General features: G+C 72.2%; 25 protein-coding genes and 3 tRNA genes. 10 read left to right on the plus strand and 18 right to left on the minus strand.

Annotated features, from left to right (window positions below; genetic code table 11):
* Positions 1–121: 121 nt before the first annotated feature.
* Both ACFWPQ_RS33055 and ACFWPQ_RS33060 read right to left on the minus strand, forming a co-directional pair.
* Complete coding sequence (locus tag ACFWPQ_RS33055) at positions 122–1,039, minus strand: DUF2797 domain-containing protein (protein WP_384042871.1); 918 nt, start codon at positions 1,037–1,039, stop codon at positions 122–124.
* Positions 1,040–1,161: 122 nt separating this feature from the next.
* Entirely contained in the window at positions 1,162–1,530 is a 369-nt protein-coding gene (locus ACFWPQ_RS33060; RefSeq protein WP_384042874.1) for an HGxxPAAW family protein, read from the minus strand.
* Positions 1,531–1,702: 172 nt separating this feature from the next.
* Here ACFWPQ_RS33060 and ACFWPQ_RS33065 point away from each other — a divergent pair, with 172 nt between their 5' ends.
* Entirely contained in the window at positions 1,703–2,194 is a 492-nt protein-coding gene (locus ACFWPQ_RS33065) for a MarR family winged helix-turn-helix transcriptional regulator (protein WP_384042877.1), read from the plus strand.
* A gap of 32 nt (positions 2,195–2,226) precedes the next feature.
* On the opposite strand, the gene ACFWPQ_RS33070 is transcribed toward ACFWPQ_RS33065, so the two are convergent.
* The 5 genes from ACFWPQ_RS33070 to ACFWPQ_RS33090 all read right to left on the minus strand — a co-directional run bounded on the left by ACFWPQ_RS33070 (position 2,227) and on the right by ACFWPQ_RS33090 (position 4,173).
* Positions 2,227–2,754, minus strand: coding sequence for a YcxB family protein (locus tag ACFWPQ_RS33070; RefSeq protein ID WP_384042880.1), 528 nt, complete (start codon positions 2,752–2,754; stop codon positions 2,227–2,229).
* Positions 2,755–2,837: 83 nt separating this feature from the next.
* Positions 2,838–3,089, minus strand: coding sequence for a hypothetical protein (locus ACFWPQ_RS33075; RefSeq protein WP_384042883.1), 252 nt, complete (start codon positions 3,087–3,089; stop codon positions 2,838–2,840).
* Between the two features lie 128 nt (positions 3,090–3,217).
* Positions 3,218–3,538, minus strand: a complete 321-nt coding sequence (locus tag ACFWPQ_RS33080) for a GYD domain-containing protein (RefSeq protein ID WP_384042886.1) — start codon at positions 3,536–3,538, stop codon at positions 3,218–3,220.
* Positions 3,539–3,732: 194 nt separating this feature from the next.
* Positions 3,733–3,805, minus strand: a tRNA-Arg gene (locus tag ACFWPQ_RS33085).
* A gap of 277 nt (positions 3,806–4,082) precedes the next feature.
* Positions 4,083–4,173, minus strand: a tRNA-Ser gene (locus ACFWPQ_RS33090).
* 200 nt (positions 4,174–4,373) lie between these two features.
* Between ACFWPQ_RS33090 and ACFWPQ_RS33095 the strand changes: the two genes are divergently transcribed.
* Positions 4,374–4,790: an SSI family serine proteinase inhibitor gene (locus ACFWPQ_RS33095; RefSeq protein WP_384042888.1), complete on the plus strand. Its 417-nt coding sequence runs from the start codon at positions 4,374–4,376 to the stop codon at positions 4,788–4,790.
* 272 nt (positions 4,791–5,062) lie between these two features.
* A complete protein-coding gene (locus ACFWPQ_RS33100; RefSeq protein ID WP_384042891.1) occupies positions 5,063–9,172 on the plus strand; it encodes a PAS domain-containing protein in 4,110 nt (1,369 codons plus the stop codon).
* A gap of 145 nt (positions 9,173–9,317) precedes the next feature.
* On the opposite strand, the gene ACFWPQ_RS33105 is transcribed toward ACFWPQ_RS33100, so the two are convergent.
* From ACFWPQ_RS33105 to ACFWPQ_RS33140, 8 genes are all read right to left on the minus strand, one after another.
* Entirely contained in the window at positions 9,318–10,973 is a 1,656-nt protein-coding gene (locus ACFWPQ_RS33105) for a long-chain fatty acid--CoA ligase (RefSeq protein WP_384042894.1), read from the minus strand.
* A gap of 141 nt (positions 10,974–11,114) precedes the next feature.
* Complete coding sequence (locus tag ACFWPQ_RS33110; protein ID WP_361284960.1) at positions 11,115–11,684, minus strand: SigE family RNA polymerase sigma factor; 570 nt, start codon at positions 11,682–11,684, stop codon at positions 11,115–11,117.
* A 300-nt stretch (positions 11,685–11,984) separates the two neighbouring features.
* Positions 11,985–13,151, minus strand: coding sequence for a lipid-transfer protein (locus ACFWPQ_RS33115; protein WP_384042898.1), 1,167 nt, complete (start codon positions 13,149–13,151; stop codon positions 11,985–11,987).
* Positions 13,148–13,585, minus strand: coding sequence for a MaoC family dehydratase (locus ACFWPQ_RS33120; RefSeq protein WP_384043139.1), 438 nt, complete (start codon positions 13,583–13,585; stop codon positions 13,148–13,150). Before ACFWPQ_RS33120 ends, ACFWPQ_RS33115 begins: the two co-directional genes overlap by 4 nt.
* Before the next feature lie 10 nt (positions 13,586–13,595).
* Positions 13,596–14,708: an acyl-CoA dehydrogenase family protein gene (locus ACFWPQ_RS33125; RefSeq protein ID WP_384042900.1), complete on the minus strand. Its 1,113-nt coding sequence runs from the start codon at positions 14,706–14,708 to the stop codon at positions 13,596–13,598.
* A gap of 1 nt (position 14,709) precedes the next feature.
* Positions 14,710–15,588, minus strand: a complete 879-nt coding sequence (locus ACFWPQ_RS33130) for a bifunctional MaoC family dehydratase N-terminal/OB-fold nucleic acid binding domain-containing protein (protein ID WP_384043141.1) — start codon at positions 15,586–15,588, stop codon at positions 14,710–14,712.
* A 145-nt stretch (positions 15,589–15,733) separates the two neighbouring features.
* Complete coding sequence (locus ACFWPQ_RS33135) at positions 15,734–16,921, minus strand: acyl-CoA dehydrogenase family protein (protein WP_384042903.1); 1,188 nt, start codon at positions 16,919–16,921, stop codon at positions 15,734–15,736.
* A gap of 200 nt (positions 16,922–17,121) precedes the next feature.
* Positions 17,122–17,439: a hypothetical protein gene (locus tag ACFWPQ_RS33140; protein WP_384042906.1), complete on the minus strand. Its 318-nt coding sequence runs from the start codon at positions 17,437–17,439 to the stop codon at positions 17,122–17,124.
* 360 nt (positions 17,440–17,799) lie between these two features.
* On the opposite strand from ACFWPQ_RS33140, the gene ACFWPQ_RS33145 reads away from it, so the two are divergent.
* From ACFWPQ_RS33145 to ACFWPQ_RS33160, 4 genes are all read left to right on the plus strand, one after another.
* Positions 17,800–18,675 carry a bifunctional DNA primase/polymerase gene (locus ACFWPQ_RS33145; RefSeq protein WP_361284979.1) on the plus strand — a complete coding sequence of 292 codons (876 nt, stop codon included), beginning with the start codon at positions 17,800–17,802 and terminating at the stop codon, positions 18,673–18,675.
* Between the two features lie 43 nt (positions 18,676–18,718).
* Complete coding sequence (locus ACFWPQ_RS33150) at positions 18,719–19,162, plus strand: hypothetical protein (protein WP_384042909.1); 444 nt, start codon at positions 18,719–18,721, stop codon at positions 19,160–19,162.
* Between the two features lie 399 nt (positions 19,163–19,561).
* Positions 19,562–19,864, plus strand: coding sequence for a fibronectin type III-like domain-contianing protein (locus tag ACFWPQ_RS33155; protein ID WP_384042912.1), 303 nt, complete (start codon positions 19,562–19,564; stop codon positions 19,862–19,864).
* Positions 19,865–19,884: 20 nt separating this feature from the next.
* Positions 19,885–20,313, plus strand: coding sequence for a hypothetical protein (locus ACFWPQ_RS33160; protein WP_384042915.1), 429 nt, complete (start codon positions 19,885–19,887; stop codon positions 20,311–20,313).
* Positions 20,314–20,325: 12 nt separating this feature from the next.
* Here ACFWPQ_RS33160 and ACFWPQ_RS33165 read toward each other — a convergent pair whose 3' ends face one another.
* The 3 genes from ACFWPQ_RS33165 to ACFWPQ_RS33175 all read right to left on the minus strand — a co-directional run bounded on the left by ACFWPQ_RS33165 (position 20,326) and on the right by ACFWPQ_RS33175 (position 23,000).
* Positions 20,326–21,207, minus strand: coding sequence for a GNAT family N-acetyltransferase (locus ACFWPQ_RS33165; protein WP_384042917.1), 882 nt, complete (start codon positions 21,205–21,207; stop codon positions 20,326–20,328).
* Positions 21,208–21,367: 160 nt separating this feature from the next.
* A tRNA-Ser gene (locus ACFWPQ_RS33170) sits at positions 21,368–21,452 on the minus strand.
* A 60-nt stretch (positions 21,453–21,512) separates the two neighbouring features.
* Positions 21,513–23,000 (minus strand): S1C family serine protease, encoded by a 1,488-nt coding sequence (locus ACFWPQ_RS33175; RefSeq protein WP_384042920.1) that lies wholly within the window; start codon positions 22,998–23,000, stop codon positions 21,513–21,515.
* Between the two features lie 257 nt (positions 23,001–23,257).
* Here ACFWPQ_RS33175 and ACFWPQ_RS33180 point away from each other — a divergent pair, with 257 nt between their 5' ends.
* The 3 genes from ACFWPQ_RS33180 to ACFWPQ_RS33190 all read left to right on the plus strand — a co-directional run bounded on the left by ACFWPQ_RS33180 (position 23,258) and on the right by ACFWPQ_RS33190 (position 26,153).
* On the plus strand, positions 23,258–24,085 hold the full coding sequence (locus ACFWPQ_RS33180) for a glycerophosphodiester phosphodiesterase (RefSeq protein ID WP_384042923.1): 828 nt from the start codon (positions 23,258–23,260) through the stop codon (positions 24,083–24,085).
* A 253-nt stretch (positions 24,086–24,338) separates the two neighbouring features.
* Entirely contained in the window at positions 24,339–25,007 is a 669-nt protein-coding gene (locus ACFWPQ_RS33185; RefSeq protein WP_384042925.1) for an ATP-binding protein, read from the plus strand.
* A 180-nt stretch (positions 25,008–25,187) separates the two neighbouring features.
* Positions 25,188–26,153, plus strand: a complete 966-nt coding sequence (locus ACFWPQ_RS33190; RefSeq protein ID WP_384042927.1) for a DUF5926 family protein — start codon at positions 25,188–25,190, stop codon at positions 26,151–26,153.
* The last annotated feature ends 91 nt before the right edge of the window (positions 26,154–26,244 follow it).

The raw sequence follows: 26,244 nt of genomic DNA on the forward strand, positions 1-26,244 counted from the left end.
CGGATCATGTACGTCCGCTGCGCGCCCCGGCCCGTCGATGAGGTGCTGATGAGCCACCGATGAGCCGCTGATGAGAGCGTACCGACCCGGGGCGGGTCCCGCGCGGCGGAGCTCCCCGGGTTCAGAAGAGGCCGTCCTGGGGAGCCGCGAACTCCCTTATGGGCACTCTGACTTGCCCTTCTTCCCCGCCCCCGGCAACGGTCAGCTCCCAGCCGGGCAGCAAGCGCGTGTCAAGGACGACGACCCCGCGCCGGGTGGCGAGGTGCAGATCCGGCCCGGCCGCCGCGACCAGGTCGCCGCTCACCACGCCGCCCGGGACCAGCTCGGACACCTCACCGACCGCGGCGGACACCCCGTCCAGCCCGAACACCCCCACGTGATCGACGACTTGGCAGAGCTCCGGGACGAGCGACTCGGGCCAACCGCCGAGCGCGACAGAAAGCGCGTGCAGTTCCTCGATCTCGGCCGCCCGCTCGGCCGGGGTCGCCGGCAGCAGCGCGCGCACGACGCGCTTCTCCCCGTACGGGATCCGGTCCGGGACCCGGAGCGCGGCCCGCAGCAGCTCCTCGGTCCGCCGGGCGGCCATCAGCGGCCCGGCACCGAGCCAGCTGAAGCACACGGCCCCCTGCTCCAGCAGCCGGGCGGGGCCCCGCTCGACGGCCGTGATCCCCACCTTGACCATGCCGGGCCCGAACCACGCCAGATACACGTGGTACGGCCGGGGATCGTCGGCGACGGCGTCGGCGGCCACGGAGTGCGCCCGGTCCAGCCGCGCACACTCCTCGCACCGGGCGCCGGTGCTTCTGCCGGACACGGGTGCCCGGGTGGGGCAGGCATGCCCCCGCGCCCCCACGCACTCCCGGCCGCCCCCGCCGCCTGCGCTCCCGTCGACGCCCCCGTCCACGTCCCCTTCAGCGACCGCGACCGCGAAGGCCACGCGCTTCCCCCGGACGAGCGGACTGCGCCGCCCACCGCTCCACACCAGCACGGGCCCGTCGTCCGACCACCGCAGCCCCGAGCATTTCCATACGTGTGCCATTGCTCATGAGGGTAGGGGGCGGCACTGACAACGGGGCCCGCGCCCACGCCTGCGCCCACGCCCGGACCCGTGCCCTCGTCCGGATCCGTGCCCTCGTCCGGGGGATCGTCAGCCTCTTCTGATCAGCCGCCGGCCTCCGCGGTCGCCGGTTCCGCCTCTCCTGCGGCGGACACCGGCTGGAGCGCCGACGCGGTACGCCGCCCCCGGCCGGCCAGTCGGCAGGAGACGCATCCGGGGTGGCCGTCGCGGGCGCCGGTGTCCCGCACCCGGAGGGGCCACTGTGCGCGGGGCCGCGGCCCCGGCGGCTTTCCCCACCCCGCCAGATGCAGATACCAGGTGACCAGGACGCTCACGGCACACACCGCGAGCCCCGCGGCCAGGGCGGCGGCCGAGACCGTACACACGCCCAGTCCCAGCAGGCCGCTTCCGACGGTCGCGATCGCGGTACCGGTCCACCCTGCCACCGTGTGGCCTTCGTCGTGCTGACTCACGTACCCGTCTCCCCTTCATAGGCAGCGGAAACACACAGTCCGACGCGAGGGCGACTAGAATCCCTCAGCGAGTAAGAAATTTACTACCCACACCTCTCACGCGCTAAGAGAATCTGTGGATCCGATCCGGGATTCCAGGCACTCGGTCATCTCGAACGAATCGGGAACGCACATGCACGGCAAGCCGCGACCGGCCGCCGACGCGGCCCGCGCGCTGTCCGCCATGGACCACCTCATCGCGGCCCATGTGATCGGACAGCAGGAGCTGGCCCGGCGGCTCGGGGTGAACGTCACGGACCTCACCTGCTTCGCCTTCGTCCTGGAGGCGGGCGACGACCTGCTCACCGCCGGCGATCTGGCCGCCCGCGCCCATGTGACGACGGGGGCCGTGACGGGCATCCTCAACCGCCTGGAACGCGCGGGCTACGTCACCCGCCGGCCCGACCCCGCCGACCGTCGCCGGGTCCGCGTCGCCGCGGTCCCGGAAGCCGTCACCCGGGTCGAGGCGGTGTACGTCGGCCACTACGCACGCCTGACCGAGCTGTTCGCCGACTACACCCCCGACGAACTCGCCACCCTCACGGACTGGTTCACCCGGGCCACCGCCCTGGCCCACGACTACTTGGAGAGGCTCAACGGGAACGACTCGGCGGAGCCCTGCTGAACCCTGCTGAATCCTGCTGAACCGTCGGCCGGTCAGCGCCGCTTCAGGTTCCGGTCCAGGATCGCCCGGAGCCGCTCGACGTCCGCGCCGTCCCGTGCCCCTCTCTTGGGCAGTACCGCGAACGCGACCGCGCGATCGTTGCCCAGCAGTACGAAGATCCGGGGTGTCTCCAGGTACTCCTTGAACACCGTCCACTCGACGGTGCTGGACGCCTGCTCGCCGGTGAGCACCGCGCCGTGGTCGTCGGCCACCATGCGGGTCTGCCCGTACGGCTCCATGAAGTCGGCCATCCCGTGGGCCATGGCACGCGTCCTGCGCACCACACCCCAGGAGATGACCGCCGCACCGAGTACCAGCGTGATGATCCCGACGGTCAGCCTGGTGCCGGTGAAGACCAAGGTGGCGACCACGGCGACGAGCGAGATCAGCGGCGCCAGGAACGTCTGGACCCGGCCCGCCGACGACCGCCGCGCCCGCGCCCAGAGAGCCTCGCGGAAGTCCGCAGCCGTCAGCCGGTAGCCGAACTCGACGGCCGCACCGCCCTCCATGTCCTGCCGCAAGAAATCCCCACCCCTTGACGTGTCCACGAGCAGTGAGCCTAGCCACCGGAGCACCGGAGCACCGGCGGATCACCGAGGGCGTTTCAGCGCAACTCCTGCGGCTTCTGCGGCTTCTGCGGCTTCTGCGACTCCGGCAGCTCCTGCGGCTCCCGGCCACGCGTGCGGCGCATGCGCGGCATGCGCCGCCTGGTGCCGCTCATGCTGCCCATGACTGCCACGAACACGGTCCCGGCGATGTCGATGCGGAAGGTCGACGCGTCGGGGAGACGGTGACGCCAGACCCAGTAGATCCCGACGGCCAGGGCGAGCCCGGCCAGGCAGGCAGCCCACGTCAACAGAGCTCTGGATGCGAACAGTCGGAGACCTCTGCCGGCGGCCATGGAGGCATGATGCAGCCACACCGCCACGCCTGGCCAGAGCTGCGCGACTCCCAGGACCGGCCAGGAAGAGCGCGAGGATCCGCTTACGCGCCGGGAGGGCGGAAGGAGACCTGTCGGCGGGCGGCCTCGTCGATCTCGTCGATCGTGAGGAGGGGCGTGGCCCGGGTGCGCAGCGCGCCGCTCGCCTTGACGCTGAGGCTGACGGCGGCCATGGAGACCGTGTCGGGGAAGTCGAGGATGCACACGAAGTCGTCCTCTCCGAAGGCGAAATACATGGCCTCGACCGTCCCCCCGAGGCCGGCGACAACATGGTCGACGGCGGCACGCCGCCCACCTGCGCCTTCCTTGAGCAGACCCTTCGCCCCTTCGGGTGTGTAGGTGGCCTGAATGAGGAACTTCGCCATAGGACGCTCCCTGCCCGTGATGTGTCCGGTGTGCAGAACGGCCTTCCCGCCGTTGCCTCGTAGGCCGATCAACGCACGGCTGGATTCACTCGTAAGCCGCATCGCTCCGCACGCGTCCGAGGAGGAGCAGGATCGCCGCCCCAGAACCGTGGAACGCAAAAGGCCCCGGATCTCTCCGGGGCCTTTCACCTGTGTGCACTCGGCAGGATTCGAACCTGCAACCTTCTGATCCGTAGTCAGATGCTCTATCCGTTAAGCTACGAGTGCTTGTTTTTTTGTATTTCTTCCCCGCTCCCGGCTCTTTCGACCCGCTCGCGGCGACAGGAAGAACATTACATGACTGCCGCCGCCATGTGAAATCCGTTAGGCGCACCCCTTGTGAGCTGCGGAAACGTTGTATCGGGCGGGCCCGGTGGGCGGGGGTGGCCGCGGGCGCGGCGGGCCGTCGTGGCGTTGGTGGCGGGGTGGGGGCGTCCTGGCGGCAGGGGCATAAACGCGAATCAGGGAGCCCAGACCGAAATGGTCGGACTCCCTGATTGAGGTGCGGAGGCGGAGGGATTTGAACCCTCGATGGGCTTTAAGGCCCAAACCGCATTAGCAGTGCGGCGCCATAGACCGGACTAGGCGACGCCTCCAGCACAGCCGCCCGCGCGAGCGCGAGTGGTGCGTGCAGATGATGACACAGTCGAGCGTGCTGTCACCAATCGGCTCCCACGGTACTAGGCAGGCGGGCCGCAGGGCAAAGCCCTTCCCACGAGGTCCGGAGGCGTCGGGCCAGGGGCGTCGGTCCAGAGGCGTCGCGCAACATCCCGGCGGGCCGCGCGTTGGGCAGGGCATGTCTCACTTCGCCGTGCGGGGCGCCCTCGGGGCCGTCGCCGCCGTCCTCGGGTCCGTTGCCGCCCTGCCCGCCTCCGCCGCCGTGACCGCCGACCACCTCACCGTCACCGTGCGGCACACCGGGGACGGGCGGGACGGGACGTACGAGCTGTCCTGTCATCCCGGCGCCGGCAGTCACCCGGACGTGGGCGGGGCCTGCCGGGCGCTCGACCGGAACACCCGCTGGGGCCGGGACGCCTTCGCCCCGGTCGCCCCGGGCACCGCCTGCACCATGCTCTACGGCGGCCCGGCCACCGCCCATGTCACCGGCTCCTGGGCCGGCCGCCCGGTCGACGCCGTGTACGACCGGAGCAACGGCTGCGAGATCGGACGCTGGGACCGGATGGTGCCCCTGCTGCCCGACCTCGGTCCGTGAACCCGCCCGGTCCGTGAGCCCGTCCCGGCTCACAGAGGTCGCACAGCCATTTCACGGTGGCGGCCGCGCTTCCGTAAATGTCCCGCGAAGGTATGGCGGAGGTGAGGCGTGTCGGTCACATGTTCGCCGTCACTTCGTCGTGCGACCTCCCTCTCATCCGGCGTCGCGAGCGCAACCGGTGCCTTTAGACTCCCTCGCGTGACACGTCGCGGGCCGGTTGGCAAGATGGCCCGAGCGGTCGGCAAGGTGCGGTAACAGGGAGGAAGCGTCTCGTGAGCAGCAGGCCATCCCGAGGCGCTGCTCGCCTCGCAGCCATACTGGACGCGCTGCCGGATGCGTTGGTACTGGTCAACGCCAACGGCACCGTCGTCAACGCGAACACCATCGCCCTGGAGGCCTTCGAGGCGCCCGGGACGGCACTGGTGGGGCGCGGGCTGCTCGACCTGCTTCCGCAGTTCGACTCCCGGCTGATCCCGGGCTCCATGCGGCGGCCCGATCACATGGATCCCCGTGGGCGGACCAAGCCGACGCGGATGGTCGCACGGCGTACCGACGGGACCGAGTTCCCGGTCGAGGTCACCAGCGCCAACCTGGAGAACGGGCAGCAGGCGTACGACGGTTACGGCTACAGCGGCGACGAGCTGCTGATGCTCGTCGTCCGCGACCTGACCGGCACCGTGGACACCGAGGCCGAGCTGGCCCGCTCGCAGCGGCAGACCGAGATGATCCTGCGGGCGGCGAGCGAGGGTGTCGTGGGGACGGACACCGACGGGCGGATCGTGCTCGTCAACCCGGCCGCCGCCCAGATACTGGGGTACCGGGCCGGTGAGCTCGGCGGCAAGGAGCTGCACGACCTCGTGCTGCACTCGCGCACCGACGGCTCCCCCTTCCCGTACGCCGAGTCGCCGCTCGCCGACACCCTGCGCTCCGGGCGCAAGCACCGGGTGCGCGGCCAGGTGCTGTGGGCCAAGGGCGACAAGAAGGTGCCGGTCGACCTGACGACCGCGCCGGTGCGCGACGGCGACCAGCTGGTCGGCGCCGTGATGACGTTCACCGACCGGCGGCCGTACGACTCCGTCGTCGACGAGAAGACGGCCCAGGAGAAGGCACACACCGACGAGCTGGAGCGGCTCTCCGAGGAGCACGCCTCCGACCTGACCGCGCTGCGTCAGAAGCACGTCACCGAGGTCGAGGAACTGCTCGAACGGCACGCCGAGGAGCTGGCGGCCGGCGAGGACCGGTACGCGGCCCTCGGCGAGCGCGAGAAGGACCGGTACGAGGCCCTCTCCGGACGCCACGAGCAGCTGCTGACGCTGCTCGCGCAGTCGCTGCGCGGCCCCCTCGACGAGCTGCGCCGGGAACTGGCCGCGCTCGCAGCCGACGACGCCGGGCAGCTGTGGCCCGAGGCCAACCAGGTGCTTCATCACCTTTCGGCCGGCTATTCGCGGATCACCCAGCTCATCGACAACGTGCTCGGCTATCAGCGGCTGGACGCGGGTACCGAGGACATCAACCGTACGAAGGTCATGCTCGACGCCGTCGTCGCCGCCGGCGTGGACGGGGCGGTGGAGCTGATCGGGCCCGGACGGGTGCAGTTCGCCGTGCACGCGCCGCCCATCGAGGCCGAGGTGGACCCGCAGCGGCTCGCCGTCGCGCTCGCGCATCTCATCGCGGACGTGGCCGGCGTCGACGCGACCGGCAACGCGCCCGTCTCCGCGGGCGGCTACATGGACAACACCGTGGTGGTCGCGGCGGCGCAGCGCGGCGAGGTCGTCCGCATCGAGGTGCGCGGGCCGTACCCCGGGGGAGACCCGGTGCACGAGCCGATCGTGCGCGGGATCGTCCGGGCCCACGGCGGGGTGCTGCAGACCCATGAAGTGCCGGGGATGAGCGGCAGCGCGTTCGTGCTGGAGGTGCCGATCGGGGGCGGTGCCGGAGCGGTGCCCACGCCGGCCGGAACCGAGGTGGCCACGATCCCGGCCGCCGAAGCCGTTGGCGAGGCCGGTGTCGAGACCGGTGGCCGGCGGCGGGCCCGGCGGTCCTCCGTGGACGCCTTCCTGGAGAGCGACGTTCCCGGCGAGGCGGGCGGCGAGGGCGAGGCCCCGGTCCCGCCGACCGGGCGCCGTCGCCGGCGCGCCGCCGAGGCGGCGGGCCCGGAGAGCGGGCCCGCCGCGATCGAGAGCGCGGAGTCGGCCTCCGGCGGTACCGGACGACGACGCGGGCGCCCGGCCGACGGCGACCCGGGGGTCGCCGAGGGCGCCGTGGTGACGGCGGCCGAGCAGGGCGCGGGAGCGGCCGCCTCGGGTACGGGTCTGGGCGGCACCGTTCCGCCGCAGGGCGTGCCCGTGCCCGTGCCGGCGTCGGGCCGGCGCGAGCCGGACGAGCTCCAGGCGCTTCCCCCCGCGCTGCCCTCGGCCCCGTCCGAGCCCGTTGCCGACGAGGGACAGCCCGGCGGACGCCGGCGCCGCGCACTGGCCGCCGCGGCCGAGCGGGCCGAGCAGCAGCAGGCGGGCCCCCGCCCGGTCTTCGCGCTGCCGCCCGCCGAGGCCGACCGCGCCCCCGAGCCGATCGAGGCGGCGGGCGACGAGGGCCGGCACGATGCCGTGGCACACGACCAGGCCGAGGACCACACCCCGCCGCAGCCGCACCCCACCAGCGCGCCGACCGGCCGCCGACGACGGGCCGTGGGCCAGCCGGGAGCGGAGAACACTCCGGACGCCACGGCAGTACCGGCCGTGCAGGCAGCCACGGCAGTACCGGCCGTGCAGGCAGCACAGGCAGCGCAGGCAGCACAGGCAGCGCAGACGGTCCCGGCGGCGCAGGCCCTCCCGGCGCTGCCCGCGCAGGCGGGCGCTCCCGGACAGCCGGTGCAGCCTCAGGGCGTCCCCGTCCAGGCCGGGTCCGCGGACCAGGGCCGGCCCGCCCTCCCGGCTCCGCAGGCGCTGCCGGGCGCTGCCGTACCGGCCCAGGCGCCCCCGCAGCCACAACCGCAGCCGCAGCTCGCCCCGGCTGCCGAAGCCGCCCCGGCTCCCGCCCAGCCGCTCCCGGCGGAGGCCGCGCCGATGGCCCCCGTGCCGCAGCAGTGGCCGGGCTCCGACGACGCCTCCGCCGCCGCCCAACCGGCGCGTGCCGCACAGCCGTTGCCCGCCGAGGCGACGGCGCTGCCGACGGCGACTCCGGCAGCGGCACCGGCACCGATCGACCCGGACTCCACTCAGGGCCGGGCGTTCAGCGTGCGGACGCTGGGGCAGGGGGTGCCGTTCTCGCGGCAGGCCGCGCAGGTGCAGCAACCGACGGCGACCCCGCCCCCGCACCAGCCGGGCAGCAACGGGCGGCGCCGCAAGTTGGGCACGCCCCCGGACCCGGGCACCCGTGCCGAACAGCCGCAGTCACAGGCACAGGCACAGCCCGAGCAGTCGGCCCGGCCGCATCCGCCGGCCGAGCAGCCGGTCGCCGCCCAGCCGCTGCCGCAGCCGTCGCTGCCGCAGCCGTCGCTGGCCGGGCAGTCCCGGCTGGTGGGTGCCACCGACGGGGCCGGACGGTCGTACGCGATAGGCGCACCGGACGTGAACGCCGCCGAGGGCCCGGAGCCGCTGGACGGTCCCGGCGGGGCGATCGAGGTCGCGGACCCGCCGCGCCCGCAGCCGATGGACGACGAACTGCCCCCGGAGCCGCTGGACAACCCGCGCCGGCTGCTGGTGTGGCCCGCGCCGGACGTCACCACCCAGCAGGAGCTCAGCGACCGCGGCTACCGGCCGGTGATCGTGAACTCCCGCGAGGAGGTCGACGCGCAGATCGCCGCGTTCCCGGCGGCGCTGTTCGTGGACCCGCTGACCGGGCCGATCACCCGGACCGCGCTGCAGTCGCTGCGGCAGGCTGCGGTGGCGGCCGAGGTGCCGGTGATGGTGACGGCCGGACTGGGACAGGCGACGCGCGAGGCGGCGTACGGCGCCGATCCCGCCGTGCTCCTGAAGGCGCTGGCGCCCCGGGACAGCGAGCAGCATCCGCCGCGGGTGCTGCTGATCGAGGAGCACGCGGAGATCGCGCTCGCGCTGACCTCGACGCTGGAGCGGCGCGGGATGCAGGTGGCGCGGGCGGCGAGCGACGCGGACGCGGTGACGCTGGCCGGGCAGCTGCGGCCGAATCTGGTGGTGATGGACCTGATGCAGGTGCACCGCCGCCAGGCCGGGATCATCGACTGGCTGCGCGCGAACGGGCAGCTGAACCGGACGCCGCTGGTCGTCTACACGGCGGCGGTCGACCAGGCGGACCTGCCTCGGCTGGCGTCGGGGGAGACGGTGCTGTTCCTGGCGGAGCGGTCGACGAGTGCCGAGGTGCAGAGCCGGATCGTCGATCTGCTGGCCCGCATCGGGACGAACTGAGGCAGCGCCGTCGGGGAACTGCCGACCTTCGGCCGCGGGTTGTCCGTGGCTGGTCGCGCCCGCGCGGCGGCAGCCGCAAATCGACTGCCGCCCCGCGCCCCTTTCGGGGCGCTTCAGCGCGGGGCGCTCACAGGCTGAGGGGCGCTCAGAGGCTGGTGACGTCCAGCTCGCCCTCGGCGTACTGCCTCCTGAGCACCTTCTTGTCGAACTTGCCGACGCTCGTCTTCGGCACCGACTCGATGACCGTCCAGCGCTCGGGCAGCTGCCACTTGGCGATCTTGCCCTCCTCGGCGAGGAAGATGCGCAGGGCCTCGAAGGTGGCCGTGGCGCCCTCGCGGAGGACGACCGTCGCCAGCGGGCGCTCGCCCCACTTGTCGTCCGGTACGGCCACGACCGCGGCCTCGGCGACGTCCGGGTGGGACATCAGCGCGTTCTCCAGTTCGACCGAGGAGATCCACTCGCCGCCGGACTTGATGACGTCCTTCGCGCGGTCGGTGAGGGTGAGGAAGCCGTCGGCGGAGATGGTGCCGACGTCACCGGTCTTCAGCCAGCCGTCCTCGCTGAACTTGTCGGCGGGGCGCAGGGGTTCGGCATCGGGGCCGTTGTAGTAGGCGCCCGCGATCCAGGGGCCGCGCACCTCCAGCTCGCCCGCCGACTCGCCGTCCCAGGGGAGGCGTTCGCCGCCGGGGCCGCTCAGCCGCGCCTCGACGGACGCGGGGAAGCGGCCCTGCGTGAGGCGGTACGCGAACTCCTCCTCCGTGCCCACCACATGGGCCGGCGGGCGGGCGATGGTGCCGAGCGGGGAGGTCTCGGTCATGCCCCAGGCGTGGCAGACCCGCATGCCCAGCTTGTCGAAGGCCGTCATGAGGGAGGGCGGGCAGGCGGCGCCGCCGATGGTGACCTGGGTGAGGGAGGAGACGTCCCGGGGGCGGGCGGTGAGCTCGCCGAGCAGGCCCTGCCAGATGGTGGGGACCGCGGCCGCGTGCGTGGGGCGCTCGCGCTCGATCATCTCGGCGAGCGGGCCGGGCTGGAGGAAACGGTCCGGCATCAGCAGGTTGACGCCGGTCATGAAGGTGGCGTGCGGCAGGCCCCAGGCGTTGACGTGGAACTGCGGTACGACGACCAGCGAGGTGTCCTGGTCGGTCAGGCCCATCGACTGCGCCATGTTGACCTGCATGGAGTGCAGGTAGATCGAACGGTGGCTGTACACCACGCCCTTGGGGTCGCCGGTGGTGCCGGAGGTGTAGCACATCGCGGCGGCCTGGCGTTCGTCGAGCTCCGGCCAGTCGAACGTCGTCGGCTTGTCCGCGATCAGTTCCTCGTACTCGTGCACCTGTGCGCCGGCGCCGGAGAGCGGCGAACGGTCGCCCGGACCGGAGACGACGATGTGCTCGACGGTCGGCAGCCTGGACAGCAGCGGCGCGATCATCGGGATCAGCGAGCCGTTGACGATGACGACGCGGTCGGCGGCGTGGTTGACGATCCAGGCCAGCTGCTCGGCGGGCAGACGCAGGTTGAGCGTGTGCAGGACCGCACCCATGGAGGGAATCGCGAAATACGCCTCGGTGTGTTCCGAGTTGTTCCACATCAAGGTGGCCACACGGTCGTCGCCCCGGACCCCGAGGTCGTCCCGCAGGGCGTGCGCCAGCCGGGCGGCCCGGTCACCGATCTCGGCGAAGCTGCGGCGGTGCGGCTCGCCCTCGCCGGTCCAGGTGATCACCTGTGATGCGCCGTGAACCCTCGACCCGTGGGTCAGGATCCTCGAGATCAGCAGCGGTACGTCCTGCATGGTGCTCAGCACGGCGTCCTCCCGGGGGCGACATTGCCCTACTCGGCGGTAAAGGGGCTGCGCTGATTCTGCGCACATACCGGTTGGTATGTCACTAGGAGAAAGCCAACAAAGCCCGTCCGGCCGCTCGGAAGCCTCCCAACGCTGCGCCGGTCATCGGGCGAGGTCCAGCTCAGGGTCCTCGCGCAGCTTGCCGAGCGCACGCGACACTGCCGACTTCACCGTGCCCACCGACACCCCGAGCACCTCGGCCGTCTGCACCTCGCTCAGGTCCTCGTAGTAACGCAGCACGACCATCGCCCGCTGCCGCGCCGGGAGTTTCATGATCGCCCGCCACATCGCGTCGTGCAGCGCCTGCCGTTCGGCCGGGTCGTCCTCGCCGGGCACCGGCTCGGGCTCGGGCATCTCGTCGCAGACGAACTCGTCGACCCGGCGCTTGCGCCACTGCGAGGTACGCGTGTTGAGCAGGGCCCGGCGCACATAGCCGTCGAGCGCCCGGTGGTCCTCGATCCGCTCCCAGGCCGCGTACGTCTTGGCCAGCGCGGTCTGGAGGAGGTCCTCGGCATCGCTCGGGTTCGCGGTCAGCGACCGGGCGGTGCGCAGCAGGACCGGCTGGCGGGCCCTGACGTACGACGCGAACGACGGGTACGGGCGGGCGTGCGGGCGGGTCTGCCTCGGCGAGACAGCGGCGTCCGAAACGCTGGTGCAGACGGGTGTGGTCATGGCTCCACGCTATGAGCGAGCGGCGTCGCGGCGGATCGGCCGCAGGTCCCGAAGGACAGTCCCCCTCAGGTTGTAGGGGTGGGGCTGTCTACACCTCCTGAAGGTGGAGTACGGGTGCGGAACTGCTGCGGGTTTACCCCTGAGGGGGAGGCCGGCGGGGGCCTCGGCCTCACCCGGCCGAGGCGTCCGGCCCGTGGTGGCCGGTCAGTCGTCCGAGGTCGGGAGACCTCACTTGTCCGAGGTCGGGGGACCTCACTTGTCCGAGGTCAGGGAACCTCACTTGTCCGAGGTCAGGGAACCTCACTTGTCCGAGGTCAGGACCAGCCCGGACGTCGGTACGCCCGTGCCCGCCGTCACCAGGACCCGGTCCGCCCCCGGTATCGGGTTCACGGCCGTGCCGCGCAGCTGGCGCACCCCCTCCGCCACCCCGTTCATCCCGTGCAGGTACGCCTCCCCGAGCTGGCCCCCGTGCGTGTTCAGCGGCAGCCGCTCCTCGGCCACGAAGTCCGCCGCCTCCCCCCGCCCGCAGAACCCGAACTCCTCCAGCTGCATCAGCACGAACGGGGTGAAGTGGTCGTACAGGATCCCCACGTCGATGTCGGCCGGGGCGAGTCCGCTGGTGCGCCACAGCTGCCGGGCCACCACGCCCATCTCCGGCAGCCCGGTCAGGTCGTCCCGGTAGAAGCTGGTCATCTGCTCCTGGGCCCGGCCGGCCCCCTGCGCGGCCGCCGCGATCACGGCCGGCGGATGCGGCAGATCGCGCGCCCGCTCCACCGACGTGACGACGAGGGCCTGGCCGCCGTCCGTCTCCTGGCAGCAGTCCAGAAGACGGAGCGGCTCGACGATCCAGCGGGAGGCCGCGTGGTCCGCGAGGGTGATGGGGCGGCCGTGGAAGTAGGCGGCCGGATTGGTCGCGGCGTACTTGCGGTCCACCACCGCCACGTGCCCGAACGCCTCCGGGGTCAGCCCGTACGTGTGCAGGTAGCGCTGCGCCGCCATCGCCACCCAGGACGCCGGGGTGAGCAGCCCGAACGGCAGCGCCCAGCCCAGCGCCGCCCCCTCCGCCGACGGCTCCCGGTGCTGCACGCCCGAGCCGAAGCGGCGGCCCGACCTCTCGTTGAAGGCGCGGTAGCAGACCACCACCTCCGCGACCCCGGCGGCCACGGCGAGGGCCGCCTGCTGGACGGTCGCACAGGCCGCGCCGCCGCCGTAGTGGACGCGGGAGAAGAAGGACAGTTCGCCGATCCCGCACGCCTGGGCCACGGTGATCTCCGGACTGGTGTCCATCGTGAACGTCACCATCCCGTCCACGTCGGCCGGCGTCAGCCCCGCGTCGTGCAGCGCGGCCCGCACCGCCTCCGCCGCCAGCCGCAGCTCGCTGCGCCCCGAGTCCTTGGAGAACTCGGTCGCCCCGATGCCGACGACCGCCGCCCGCCCGCCGAGCGAGTCCCGGCCCCGCACGCTCATGTGTCCTCCTCGTCGGGAACTGTGACGGTCACCCTGTCCACGGTGCGTCCGGTGAGGGCGACGGTCACCAGGCCGGTCACGTGGTTGCCGATGCTGTTGGCGCCGACCACCCGCACCGTCGCCGTCCCCGCCTCGTCGTCCAGTTCCTCGATCCGGCCGGTCAGGACCATCGTGTCGCCCGGGTAGTTGGGCGCGCCGAGCCGGATGACGACCTTGCGGAGCACGGCCGGCGGGCCGAAGTGGTCGGTGATGTACCGGCCGACCAGGCCGTTCGTCGTCAGGATGTTCATGAAGATGTCCGGGGAGCCCTTCTGGCGGGCCAGTTCGGCGTCGTGGTGCACGTCCTGGTAGTCCCTGGACGCGATCGCCCCGGCCACGATCAGCGTCCGCGTGATCGGAATCTCCAGCGGCGGCAGGGCCGTGCCCACGGCCAGACCTGTCGGCTCAGTCGCCACTCGCGATCAACTCCCCCAGTTCCTGGAGCACTTCGCCCCCGCTGCCCAGATACGCGTCCAGTTGCCGTCCCCACAGGAAGTGCCGGTGCACAGGGTGGTCGACGTCGGCGCCCGCGCCGCCGTGCAGATGCTGGCCCGTGTGCACCACCCGCTGCCCGGCCTCGGACGCCCACCAGGCCGCGGTCAGCGCGTGCGTGGCGTACGGCAGCCCGGCGTCCCGCCGCCAGGCCGCCTCGTACGCCGTCACCCGTATCGCCTCGGTGTCCATGTGGGCGTCGGCGGCGCGGAGCTGGACGCCCTGCCGGGTGGCGAGGGGGCGCCCGAACTGCTCACGGCTGTTGGTGTGGGCCACGGCCCGGGCCAGGGAGCCCGCGCAGACGCCCGCCTGGAGGCCGGCGAAGGCGGTGCGGGCGGTGGCCAGGACGTCGGCGTAGGCGCCGCCGCCGGGGCTGCCAGGGGCGGGGCCGTCGGGGGCGGGGCCGTCGCCGAGGGGCTCGGCGGGGGTCTCGTCGAGCGTGAGTCGCCCCGCCGACCAGGGTGCGGTCAGCTCGATCTCCTCGACGCCGGTGCCCGCCGCGAGATCCACCAGCCACAGCCGCCGGCCGGCGTCGGCGACCAGGACATGGGTGGCGTCACGCAGCCACGGGACGACGGGGACGGTGCCGCTCAGCACCGGATGTGGGGAGGACCGTAACCCCGGCCGAGCAGAGAGCCGTACCCCCGGCCGAGCAGCGAGTCCTACCCCCGGCTGCGCCGGAAACGCCCCGGTCACCACCGTCGAGCCGGCCGCGATGCCCGGCAGCAGGCGCCGGCGCTGCTCGTCGGTGCCGTGGGCGGTGACCGCCAGCAGCCCGTAGACACAGCTCGCCGCGTAGGGCACCTGGGCCGTGGTGCGGCCCTGTTCCTCCAGGAGGAGCACCAGCCCCAGCAGGCCCACCTCCTCCACCGCGGCCACCAGTCCCGCCCCGCACAGCGCCTTCCACAGCTCCGGGTCGCTGCCGGTGCTGGCGGCCCGCAGCCGCTCGTGGCCGGCGAGGTCGGCGAAGATCCTGGCGGCCAGGTCACGGGCCTCGGCCTGGGCCTCGGTGGGCGTGAAGTCCATGTCAGGCCTCCCCGTCGAGGACCCGGAAGACGGGCAGGGTCAATGCCCCGTGCTCGTCGTCGTACCGGCGGAACTCCACCCGTACCGGCAGCCCGATCCGCACCTTGTCGTACGGCACCCCCACCACGTTGCTCACCATCCGCACGCCCTCGGCGAGTTCGACCAGACCGACCGCGTAGGGCGGGGCGAAGGCCGGGAAGGGCGGGTGGTGCATCACGACGTAGGAGTAGACCGTGCCCTCGCCGGAGGACTCGACCGTGTCCCAGTCGGGGGAGCCGCAGGCGTTGCACCCCGGCAGCCAGGGGTGGCGCAGGGTGCCGCAGTCCGCGCACCGCTGGACGAGGAGGCGCTCCTCGGCCACCCCCTCCCAGAAGCCGGCGTTGTCCCGGTTGACGACCGGGCGGGGGCGCGGCGGCGGCTTGCGGTTCCGGCCGCTCGGGGCGTACTTGAGGACGCGGAAGCGGTGCGTGCCGACGAGCTCGCGGTCTACGCGGACGTCGGTGCGGGTGGTGACGAAGTACCCCGTGCCCAGCTTGGTGGTCTTCCGGTCGGACACCGACTCGATCACCGTGTCGAAGGCGACCTCGTCGCCCGGCCGCAGAGGCCTCAGGTACTCCTGCTCGCAGTCGGTGGCCACGATCGAGGTGCAGCCCGCGTCGTCGAGGAGGGTGAGCATCTCGTCGTACGCGCCCGTGCGGGCCGTGTGGCCGGAGAGGCCGCCCATCGTCCAGGCCTGGAGCATGGTGGGCGGGGCGACGGCGTCCGGCCCCTCGTACGCCGGGGAGGTGTCGCCCAGCGCCTCGCACCAGTGCCGGATCATGGGCAGGTTGACCGGGTCCTTGCCGGTGCCGGCGCGGGCCGCGGGCTGTCCCTCGTACACCTTGAGCCGTGCGCCGAGATCGTCCGTGAACCGCGCCCCGAGATCGTCCGTGAGCCGTGCTCCGAGACCGTCCGTGAACCGCGCCCCGAGATCGTCCGTGAGCCGCGCCCCGAGACCGTCCGCCGGAGGCCGCACCCCCCGCTCGTCACTCCCCCCTGCCACTGCCACGGTCGCCACCCCTCCCCGTCCTCCGCATCCCGAGCCGCATCGTCGCGACGATCTCCCGCTGCACCTCGCTCACCCCGCCCCCGAACGTGTTGATCTGCGCCGCCCTGTTGAGCCGCTCCAGCTCGCCGTCCCCGAACGCCCCCGGCGAGCCGGACCGGACCAATGCCGCCTCGCCGACGATCTCCTGACACATGCGATACGTCGCGACTGCCGATTCCGTTCCCGCGAACTTCACGCCGCTGGCCTCCGCGGGGGCCACCCGGCCCGCCCCCGCATCGCCCACCAGACGCCAGCTGAGCAGGCGGTTCGCCGCCAGCCGGGCATGCGCCTCGGCCAGCCGGAAACGAATCCACGGCTCGTCAACACGGCGCCGCCCGGTCACCGGATCGGGGGTGCGGGCGGCGGTGAGCGCGGCCGCGTAGAAGTCCTCGGCCTGCATGCCGGTCGCGGCGAGGGCCACCCGCTCGTGGTTGAGCTGGTTGGTGATGAGCGACCAGCCGTCGTGCTCGGTGCCGACCAGGTTCCCGGCGGGGACCTGGACGCCGTCGTAGTACGTCGCCGTCGTGATCTGGCCGCCCACCGTCTCGATCGGGGTCCAGGAGAACCCGGGGGCGCCGGTGGGGACCAGGAGGATCGAGATGCCGCGGTGTCTGGGCGCCTCGGGGTCGGTGCGGCAGGCCAGCCAGATCCAGTCGGCGTGCTGGGCGCCCGAGGTAAAGATCTTCTGCCCGTCGATCCGCCAGCCGTCGCCGTCCCGTACCGCCCGGGTGCGCAGCGCGGCCAGGTCGGTGCCGGCGGAGGGTTCGCTGTAGCCGATGGCGAAGACGAGGTCGCCGCGGAGGATGCCGGGCAGGAAGCGGGCCTTCTGCTCCTCGCTGCCGTACTTCATCAGCGTCGGCCCGACCGTGTTCAGGGTGACCATCGAGACGGGGGCGCCGGCCCGGTACGCCTCGTCGAAGAACACGAACTGCTCGTCCGCGCCCCGGCCCTGGCCGCCGTACTCGACGGGCCAGCCGAGGCCGAGCAGGCCGTCCGCGCCGATGCGGCGCAGCAGGGCACGGCGTTCGGCGGGGTCCTCGGGGGCGACGGACGGGATCAAGGCCCGGAAGTAGGCGCGGAGTTCGGCACGCAGCCGCTGCTGGCGTTCGGTGGGAGCCAGATGCATGGTTTCTGACTGTCCGTCAGATACCGTCCACTGTCAAGGTCGAACGAGGCAGCGTGGGCTGGCCGGGGGCAGCGGAAGGCACCGACGGACGGAGTCGGCACACTGGACCGGAAAACGCCTGCGCGGCGGCGCCGAAGCACCGCCGCGCGGACGCACTGCCCCTCCCCACAGACCACACCCCACCAGGGCTCAGCCGGGGCTTACCACAGCTGGGTGAAGTGGACGGCGACGTTGTCGTTGCCCTGCTGGATCGCGGTCCACGCGGAGCCGTTGACCTGAGCGGTGTTGCTCTGGTTCGAGGCACCGTTGCCCACCGCGTTCTGCTGGGTGGTCGAGGAGTTGCCGTTGTTGTTGTGGCCGACCCCGCTGCCGATGATGCCCGCCACGCCAGCGTTGGCGCTCGATCCGTTGTCCGCGATCGCGCCGTTGTCCGCCGTCGCGACACCGGCGAAGAGGGCGGCGGCGAGCGGAAGGGCGGAGACGGCGGCGAGAACGCGGGCGGTACGGATGCTTGCCATGTTTTTTCCTCTCAGAGCCCGGCTGTGCCGGAAGTACGTCAAGTAATGCTCTTTCCGGGGCAGTTGGCCGACCGCCTCGGTGGTTGTCATCGACGTCGCGAGACCAGAATTGCCCACCGAATCCCTGGCGAACCACCCCGGAAGCCGTTATTCGCCCTCAAGCGTGATGACAAGTCGATAAACCCTTTTCGCCATCTTTGGTCGACTCCCACCCCGGTCATGACCACTCATGACATCCACCCCCATCGGCCCCCCAAGGGAAAAACCGTTCCGGCCCCGGCCCTCGACAAAGTCACCACCCTCGGCGTGTCACACCGGAACCCTCTTCCCTTTTTCGAACGCACGTACGAACATGGAGTCATGGCCACCACCGATCGGCAGGCCACGACGCTGGCCCTCGCACACGCCCTGTCAGCCGCCGAGCGCGGCCTGGCCGTCATCCCCCTGTCCCGCACGAAGCTCCCCGCCCTGCGCTCCCCGCACCGCCACGACCCCGACCCCGCGCTGCCGCCCTGCCACGGCGAGTGCGGCCGCCCCGGCCACGGGGTGTACGACGCCACCACCGACCCGGCCCGCATCCGCGAACTGTTCGCCGCGGCGCCCTGGGCGACCGGCTACGGCATCGCCTGCGGGCTGCCCCCGCACCGCCTGATCGGCATCGACCTCGACGTGAAGTCCGGTACGGACGCCACCTCCGCCCTGCGCGAACTCGCCCTGCGGCACCTGTTCACCCTCCCTCCGACGGTCGTCGTCCTCACCCCGAGCGGCGGCCGCCACCTCTGGCTGACCGGCCCGCCGGACGTCGTGATCCCCAACTCGGCGAGCCGTCTGGCCCCCGGCATCGACATCCGGGGCGCCGGCGGCTACCTGGTCGGCCCCGGCTCCCGTACCGACCACGGCGTCTACGCCACCGCCCCCGGCACCGAGCACCTGGTCCCCGCGCCCTGCCCGCCGTCCCTCCTCCGCCTCCTGCTCCCGCCGCCACGCCCACCGCACCCCTCGACCCACCCCTCGGTCGGCGACCGCGGCCAGGGCCTGGTCCAGTTCGTCCTCTCCGCCCACGAGGGCCAGCGCAACACCCGCCTCTTCTGGGCGGCCTGCCGCGCCTACGAGAACGGCATCGGCCGAGCCCTGCGGGCCCCGCTGATCGACGCGGCGGTCCACACGGGCCTGACGGAGCAGGAGGCCCGCGCGACGATCGCGTCGGCGGCCCGCATGACCGGCCGCCGCCCCTGAAATTCGAACGCCCGCAGCCGTCCGACCCCCTAATCTGCCGCTCATGCCCCTCACCCACGTCGTCATCACCTCCGGCCGCTCGATCGAACTCACGCACCTTCGACTCTTCTCGACGTACGGGGGGCTGCTGGAGGGCTATCCGCACCAGGCCCTCAACGACCGCCTCGTGAAGGGCCTGTTGTCCACGGCCGCGGCCGCGGACCCCCGCACCCCGGCCCACCTGGTCCCGCCGCCGCGCGAACACCCGGACGACGGCCGCGACGGCCGCGACGGCCACTTCGGCCCGGTGGAGATCCTCCCGCCGGTCGCCTGCACAGGTCTGTTCGAATCCACACCGGTCAACCCGGACAACGACCCGGTCCTGCACCGCTCGGCCCTCACGATCGTCTGGTTCCAGGCCACACCCCAGCCGCCGTCGGTCCAAGAAGCGGACCGGGGGCTGCGGGAGGTGGCCTGGGAGGAGCTGGCGCAGGACTACGAGCTCTGAGGGCGTGTTGCCGGGGCCCGCTCCCGGTGCGACTTCGGGAGGCTTTCGGGAGGCCGAGGCAGCGACGAAAGATTCGCGAAGGCAGACTTTCGGGAGCTGATCCGGGCGGGGTGTGCTCGCCATGCCGGCGGTATGGATCAGGCGAGGATTTCCCGTCGAGCGCTGGTGGGCGCCGCCGCCGCTGCCGCCGCCGCGGTGACAGCCGGGGCGGCCCCGGCCCTGGCCGCCCCGACCTCGACTCCGACTGCTGCTCCGACTGCTGCTCCGACTCCGGCTCCGACTTCGACTTCGACTCCGGGTGCGGGTGCGGGTGCGACTACGACCGCGGGTGCGCGGCCGGCGTCGGACCGACCGGCGGGCGGCTCGGCATCCCGACGCATCGAAGCCCTGCTGGCCCGCATGACCTTGGCCGACAAGATCACCCAGCTGAACATCCCGGTCTGCCTCCCGCAGGAGCTGCTGCTGTACGTCACCGACGACCAGGCGAGCGTCTCCCTGCCACGCATCCGGCTGCGGGGCGTGGCCAAGCGACGGGTGGCGGCGGGAGAGCGGGTCACGGTGTCGTTCCCCGTGGTGGCGGCCCGGGACCTCACCCTCGTCGACGAGCGGCTGCGCACCGTCGTCGAACCGGGGACGTTCACCCTCGGCATCGGCAGCGCCTCGGACCGCCTGCACCAGCACATCTCCCTGACCGTGTCCTGACCCCACCATCGGAGAAACCCATGAACACCATGAACACGAACACCGAAGGCAGCACCCCTCTCTGCGAGGCCGACTACATCGCGGCCACCGCCCACGAACTCGGCCGCAAGCAGAGCGCCGACAAGGCCGCGGCGCTGGTCAGCCAGAAGGCCCTCTTCCAGCGCCGCGGGCGGATCGTCCTGCGCCCCGACGAACTCGTCCTCACGGACTGGTCGGACACCGGCCCTCTCGTCCTCACCCGCACGGACATCACCGCGGCCGAGACCCGCTTCACCGACCTCTACGGCCGCTTCCTCGGCGGCCTCCTCAACGCCGGAAAACCCCTCATCCTCAGCACCGCCTCCCCGTCCCTGGGCGAGATCTACCTGCTCATCAACCGCCGCGAGACCATGGAGACGACGGACGACAGGCAGTGGGAGAAGCGGATCAACGACTGGCGCAACGGCTGACCCGGAGGGTTCTCAGGAGGTTGCCGGCGCGACCACCGAGAAGTCGTACACACCCCAGTCGCCGAGCCGCTCGTACCCGAGGCGCTGGTACAGGGCGTTACTGGTGGGGTTGGCCAGGTCCGCGAAGAGGACGACGTCCTTCGCTCCCGCGGCCAGTGCGGCCCGGCTGACCTCGGCCGTCACGGCACCCGCGTAGCCACGGCCGCGCAGGTGGCTGGGGGTGTAGACGACGTCCACCTGGATCTGGCCGCCGATCATCGGGTTCAGGCCCGCCACGGAGACGGGCGTGGCGTCCGGGGTCTCCCAGAGCGTGTAGCCCTTGTCGGCGTAGCGGGTGCCCGCCCAGGTGCCGGCGTCGATGACGACGTCCTCTCCGACGGCCTTGGCGAACTCGCCGCACCAGTACATGGCCTGATCGAGGTCCTGCGCGCCCAGGACCCGGCCCCGGCCGGCCGGCAGCGGGTCAGGTGGGGTGAGCGTGCCGAGGCGGTAGAGGCACAGCCGCGTGTCGCGGAGTCTCGGCGTGGCGCCGGTGCGCCGCTGCCAGGCTTCGGCGAACGCGGTCGCCGTGCCGTGATCCGCGCTGACGGTGGGAACCGAGTCGCCGCGGGCGGCCAGGCAGGCGGCGAGGGAGTCGGCCTGCTCGGGCGTGAGCGGGGAGAGGCCGAAACCGCGGGGCGGGAGGCGGTAGAAGGTGCCGCGGACCTCGCCCGCCTCCTCCAGCACGCCGAAGACGGGGGCGCCGGTACCGAACGCCTCCACGCCACGCAACCGCACTCTCTCGGCCCACGTCAGCTGCATGACATGCATCCCGGGACGCGAGCGCAGGAAGTCCCCGGCCCGGGCGAGGAACCCGTCGACGTCGTGGGTCAGGTGCCAGTCGGATGATCGCATGCCCGATGCTTTCCCACTCCGGCCGTACGGGCAGTCGGAGCCCAGCAGGGATCGGCCATGCACACGCCCGCTCCAGTCGGGGGGCAGCGGTGTCCGGCAGGCAGCGCGCACGGCAACGGCCCCCGACCGTCTTGCCTGGTCAGGGGCCGTGAACGTCAGGCGGTGGGTGTGGGATTTGAACCCACGGTGGCTCGCGCCACGACGGTTTTCAAGACCGTTCCCTTAGGCCGCTCGGGCAACCCACCCCGCGCCGACGGAGATCGACGCGGGGAACAGAGTAACCGGTCCGTGCGGGCGGGTGCGGGTCAGTTGTCGCCGACGCGGGAGCCGAGGGTGACGGTGACCGTGTGTTCGGCGCCGCTCCGCTTGTAGGTGATCTCGACCTTGTCGCCGGGCTTGTGGGTCCAGATCTCGCCGATCAGGGTCGGGCCGCTGTCGATCACCGAGTCGTCCAGCTTGGTGATGACGTCGCCGGGCTTGAGGCCGGCCTTGTCCGCCGGGCCGCCCGACTCGACCGCGGCGGAGCCGCCCGAGCCGGAGTCGGTGATCTGGGCACCGTTCGTCGAGTCGTCCAGCGACACCGACGCGCCGATCTTCGCGTAGACCGGCTTGCCGGTCTTGATCAGCTGCTGGGCCACGTACTTGGCCTGGTTGATCGGGATGGCGAAGCCGAGGCCGATCGAGCCCGACTGCCCGGTGCTGCCCAGACCGCCGCTGGAGGCGGACTGGATCGCGGAGTTGATGCCGATCACCGCGCCGGAGGCGTCGAGCAGCGGGCCGCCGGAGTTGCCCGGGTTGATGGAGGCGTCGGTCTGCAGGGCGCTCATGTAGGACGCCTTGCTGGTGGAGCTGCCGTCGCTGGAGGCCACCGGGCGGTTCTTGGCGCTGATGATGCCCGTGGTGACCGTGTTGGACAGGCCGAAGGGGGCGCCGATCGCGATCGTCTCGTCGCCGACGGCGACCTTGTCGGAGTCGCCGAGGGCGAGCGGCTTCAGGTCCGACGGCGGGTTCTTGAGCTTGATCACGGCGACGTCGTAGCCCTGTGCGTGGCCGACGACCTCGGCGTCGTACTTCTTGCCGTCCGGGAACGTCGCGGTCAGCTTGCCGCCGTCGAGGGAGTCCGCGACCACGTGGTTGTTGGTGATGATGTGGCCCTGCTTGTCGAAGACGAAGCCGGTGCCGGTGCCGCCCTCGCCGCTGGTCGACTCGGACTCGATGGTGACCGTGCTGGGCAGCGAGTTCTGGGCGACCGCCGCGATGGTGCCGGCGGCGCGCTTGACCTGGGTGGCGCCGCCGCTCGAGGACGCGGAGATGGTCGTGGAGCCGCTGTCGTCGTTGTTCTTCGCCAGCGTGTAGCCGAGGCCGCCGCCGAGGCCGCCCGCGACCAGCGCGGCCACCAGGACGGCGGCGATCAGACCGCCGCGCCCGCTGCCCTTCTTCGGCGCGGGCTGCGGCTGCTGGAACGGCTGGGGCTGCTGGTACTGCTGCTGGTACTGCTGGTCGTACGGCGAGCCCCAGGCTGCGCCGGCATCCGCGCCCGCGCCGGCGTCCGCGTAGGACGGGGTCGCGGGGGGCGGGGGCGGCCAGGAGCTGTCAGGGGCCTGCGGTGCGGTCCCGTAGGGGTCGCCCGCGGGCGCGCCGGGCGCACCCTGGGGCGCCGGCGGGATCGGGGCGGTCGGCGCTTCCCCGCCGTCGGACGCGGCAGCCTGCGACGAGGCGGCGGGAGACGTCGGCGGCACGGGAGGTGCGGACGGGGCCGGCGGTACCGGGTTGCCCTCGTTCTCGGTGCTCACAGCTTCTCTCCTCGGTCCACGGCTTTTCTTCTCGGTCGCACTCGGTCACGCTCTTTCACGCTTGCTGTCGCTCCGGCGCGATTCAGCTGTGCATGTGCTTTTGTATGCCGTCAGCTTTTCCCACAGGCCGTCAGAGCACCATAAGCGGTGGCTGTGGGTACACGGACAACCTTTATATAGGGCCTGTCCGACAAAAGTTCTCTTTACCGGCATGCAGGGTGCCCCCAGGTACCCCTGCTCGGTGGCACCATGACGCGGTGACCCACGCACCACAGCATCGCATTCAGGTCGTCGCCCACCGCGGGGCCTCCGAAGACGCCCCCGAGCACACGCTGGCCGCGTACAAGAAGGCCATCGAGGACGGCGCCGACGCCCTGGAGTGCGACGTACGCCTGACCGCCGACGGCCATCTGGTGTGCGTCCACGACCGGCGGGTCAACCGTACGTCCAACGGGCGGGGCGCGGTCTCGGCCCTGGAGCTCGCGGAGCTGGCCGCCCTGGACTTCGGTGCGTGGAAGAAGGGCCCGGCCTGGCACGGGCGGGACGAGGAGCCCGACTGGGAGTTCCGGCCCGAGGACCGTGCGGACACCTCCGTGCTGACGCTGGAGCGCCTCCTCGAGCTGGTCGCGGACGCCGGGCGGCGGGTGGAACTGGCGATCGAGACCAAGCACCCCACGCGGTGGGCGGGGCAGGTGGAGGAGCGGCTGCTGGTGCTGCTCAAGCGGTTCGGGCTGGACGCTCCGGCCACCCCCGCCGAGTCGCCGGTGCGGGTCATGAGCTTCTCCGCGCGGTCGCTGGCCCGGGTCCGGGCTGCCTCGCCGACGTTGCCGACGGTCTACCTGCTGCAGTTCCTCTCGCCCCGGCTGCGCGACGGGCGGCTGCCGGCCGGGGTGCGGATCGCGGGCCCCTCGATCCGGATCGTGCGCAATCACCCGGCCTACATCGAGCGGCTGAAGCGCAACGGCCACCGGGTGCACGTGTGGACGGTGAACGAGCCGGAGGACGTGGACCTGTGCGTGGAGCTCGGCATCGACGCGATCATCACCAACCGGCCGGCGGCGGTGCTGGACCGACTGGGACGCTGAGCGGTGGTGAGGGTCGGCAAGGGTCGGCAGGGGACGACGGGGGCGGTAAATCCGGAGCTTTCCTGATCAGGGGTCAGATAAAGAGTCAAGTAAGGACACCTCGCACCTCTTGACCCGACAGCCCGTCCACAGCATCCTCACTTCTCGGCCACACCATCGAAATCCAGCCACACGGAGTCATATCCGGGGGATATGACTCCGACCCGTCACAGGGAGTGCTCCGGCGCGTTCGGCGCGTATTCGTTCGTTGCGAATGCGTCACCGGACATTCATTGGCCGGTTTCCGGTTCAGGCCAATGGGGCATCCACACCGTGGCGTGGGGCAAAGGAGGTCTCGGGGGTGGCGTTGGTGGTGGCACAGGAGGTGCCCACGTCGTCGAGCATGGCCGTACCCCATGGCCCTGCGGGCGTGGGGAAGGCGAGACACCGTATGCGCGATCAGTTGCGCACCGGTGGTCTATCGGAATCGGTCATCGACGATGCCGTACTGATCCTTTCCGAACTTTTGAGCAATGCCTGCAAGCACGGGCGCCCCCTGGGCGACGCGCTGGCCGGGGACGGCGACGTCCGGGCCGCCTGGCAGGTCGACACGCGCGGCCGGCTGGTCGTCGAGGTGACGGACGGCGGTGGTCCGACCCGCCCGGCTCCCATGACCCCGTCGGTCACGGCACACGGCGGCCGCGGGCTGAACATCATCACGGCCCTGGCCGACGACTGGGGGGTCCGCAACGACGCCCGGGGCGAGGTGACGGTCTGGGTGGTGGTCCACAAGGACGTGCGTGATGACGTGCGTGATCCGGGCACCGGGAACACCCGGGACCGCCGGGACGCCTTTGCCACGCGCGTCATGGCGCCCTCGGGGCCCTCGGTCCCGGAGATGCCCGACCTGGACTTCGCGGACGCGTTCGACGACCTCGACTGACCGGGCCGGACCGACCGGACCGACCCGGCTCGGCCGACCTGGATCGGCTTGGGCCGGCCCGGACCGACCCCGACCGACCCGATACGCGACGGCGGCTCCGTCCACAGGTTCCCGTGGCCCAGGGCATGAACGGCTAGGCTCCCGCCCGTACGAGACGAGCCGTAACCGGGAGACACCCAGATGGCCAAGAAGCGACCCCAGACGACGGCCACGCGGCCACAGCTCAGCGACGCAGAGGTCCCGGTCGTCGGTGCCCGCGAACCCTGCCCGTGCGGCAGCGGCCGCCGCTACAAGGCGTGCCACGGCCGGGCGGCGGCGCACGCGGCGACCGAGCTGGTGCACCGTCCGTTCGAGGGGCTGGCGGGCGAGGGCGACTGGGTGGCGCTGCGTGAGCTGGTCCCCGCCGCCACCGTCGAGCTGACCCTGAAGGACGGTCTGCCCGAGGGCGTCCCCTCGGTCACGCTCGCCACGGTGCTGCCGATGGCCTGGCCGGCGCTGCGCCGCGACGACGGCACGGTCCTGATCGGCCTGCAGAACGACACGGCGTCCGGCGACATCAGCCGCGACCTCGCCGACACCCTCCAGCGCGCCCTCGCCGCCGAGCCGGGCACGCCGGTGCAGAGCCGCCGGGCTCCCGCCGACAGCCCCCGGCTGCAGGACCTGCTCGACCCGAAGGGCCCGTTCGAGCCAGTTGTGCACGAAGGCTTCGAGTTCTGGGTGCAGGACGCGGAGAACGCCACCCCTGACGTGACCGCCTCCCTGGAGCGGGCCAACGCGGCGGCCATCCCGACGGTGAAGCTGACCGGCGTCGACTCCGCCTACTGGTGCGAAACGCCCGAGAAGAACCATCTGCGGTGGGTCATGCCGTATCCCGAGGAGCAGCTTCTGGACGCTCTCGCGCGGCTGCATGCCGCGGGCAGGTCCAGCCTCGGCGAGGGCACCCGGCTGGTCGGTTCCTTCCGCGCCCACGGTCTCACCGTGCCGGTCTGGGACCTGCCGAGCGGGGTCGGCGCGGAGGACGTGGAGAAGCCGGCCGCCGAGTTCGCCGAGCGTCTCGCGACCGCTCTGGCCTCGGAGGCACCGCTCACCGCGGAGGAGCGGCGGGCCCGCGGCGGACTGACCAACCGACAGGTCACGCTCAGCTGACGATCAGCGCGGACACAGGGGTGGGGGGGGCAGGGGGGGGGGGGCCACCCGGGCCCGCGGAAACGGGGGGGACGGGGTACAACACAAAACA

This window comes from Streptomyces sp. NPDC058464, assembly GCF_042721035.1.
Classification (GTDB): Bacteria; Actinomycetota; Actinomycetes; order Streptomycetales; family Streptomycetaceae; genus Streptomyces.

Bases quoted from the DNA above. Each gene is read 5' to 3' on its own strand.
- ACFWPQ_RS33055 (WP_384042871.1), bottom strand. From the start codon at position 1,039: ATGGCACACGTATGGAAATGCTCGGGGCTGCGGTGGTCGGACGACGGG.
- ACFWPQ_RS33065 (WP_384042877.1), top strand. From the start codon at position 1,703: ATGCACGGCAAGCCGCGACCGGCCGCCGACGCGGCCCGCGCGCTGTCC.
- ACFWPQ_RS33080 (WP_384042886.1), bottom strand. From the start codon at position 3,538: ATGGCGAAGTTCCTCATTCAGGCCACCTACACACCCGAAGGGGCGAAG.
- ACFWPQ_RS33095 (WP_384042888.1), top strand. From the start codon at position 4,374: ATGTCTCACTTCGCCGTGCGGGGCGCCCTCGGGGCCGTCGCCGCCGTC.
- ACFWPQ_RS33110 (WP_361284960.1), bottom strand. From the start codon at position 11,684: ATGACCACACCCGTCTGCACCAGCGTTTCGGACGCCGCTGTCTCGCCG.
- ACFWPQ_RS33115 (WP_384042898.1), bottom strand. From the start codon at position 13,151: ATGAGCGTGCGGGGCCGGGACTCGCTCGGCGGGCGGGCGGCGGTCGTC.
- ACFWPQ_RS33125 (WP_384042900.1), bottom strand. From the start codon at position 14,708: ATGGACTTCACGCCCACCGAGGCCCAGGCCGAGGCCCGTGACCTGGCC.
- ACFWPQ_RS33135 (WP_384042903.1), bottom strand. From the start codon at position 16,921: ATGCATCTGGCTCCCACCGAACGCCAGCAGCGGCTGCGTGCCGAACTC.
- ACFWPQ_RS33140 (WP_384042906.1), bottom strand. From the start codon at position 17,439: ATGGCAAGCATCCGTACCGCCCGCGTTCTCGCCGCCGTCTCCGCCCTT.
- ACFWPQ_RS33145 (WP_361284979.1), top strand. From the start codon at position 17,800: ATGGCCACCACCGATCGGCAGGCCACGACGCTGGCCCTCGCACACGCC.
- ACFWPQ_RS33150 (WP_384042909.1), top strand. From the start codon at position 18,719: ATGCCCCTCACCCACGTCGTCATCACCTCCGGCCGCTCGATCGAACTC.
- ACFWPQ_RS33155 (WP_384042912.1), top strand. From the start codon at position 19,562: ATGACCTTGGCCGACAAGATCACCCAGCTGAACATCCCGGTCTGCCTC.
- ACFWPQ_RS33160 (WP_384042915.1), top strand. From the start codon at position 19,885: ATGAACACCATGAACACGAACACCGAAGGCAGCACCCCTCTCTGCGAG.
- ACFWPQ_RS33165 (WP_384042917.1), bottom strand. From the start codon at position 21,207: ATGCGATCATCCGACTGGCACCTGACCCACGACGTCGACGGGTTCCTC.
- ACFWPQ_RS33185 (WP_384042925.1), top strand. From the start codon at position 24,339: ATGCGTCACCGGACATTCATTGGCCGGTTTCCGGTTCAGGCCAATGGG.
- ACFWPQ_RS33190 (WP_384042927.1), top strand. From the start codon at position 25,188: ATGGCCAAGAAGCGACCCCAGACGACGGCCACGCGGCCACAGCTCAGC.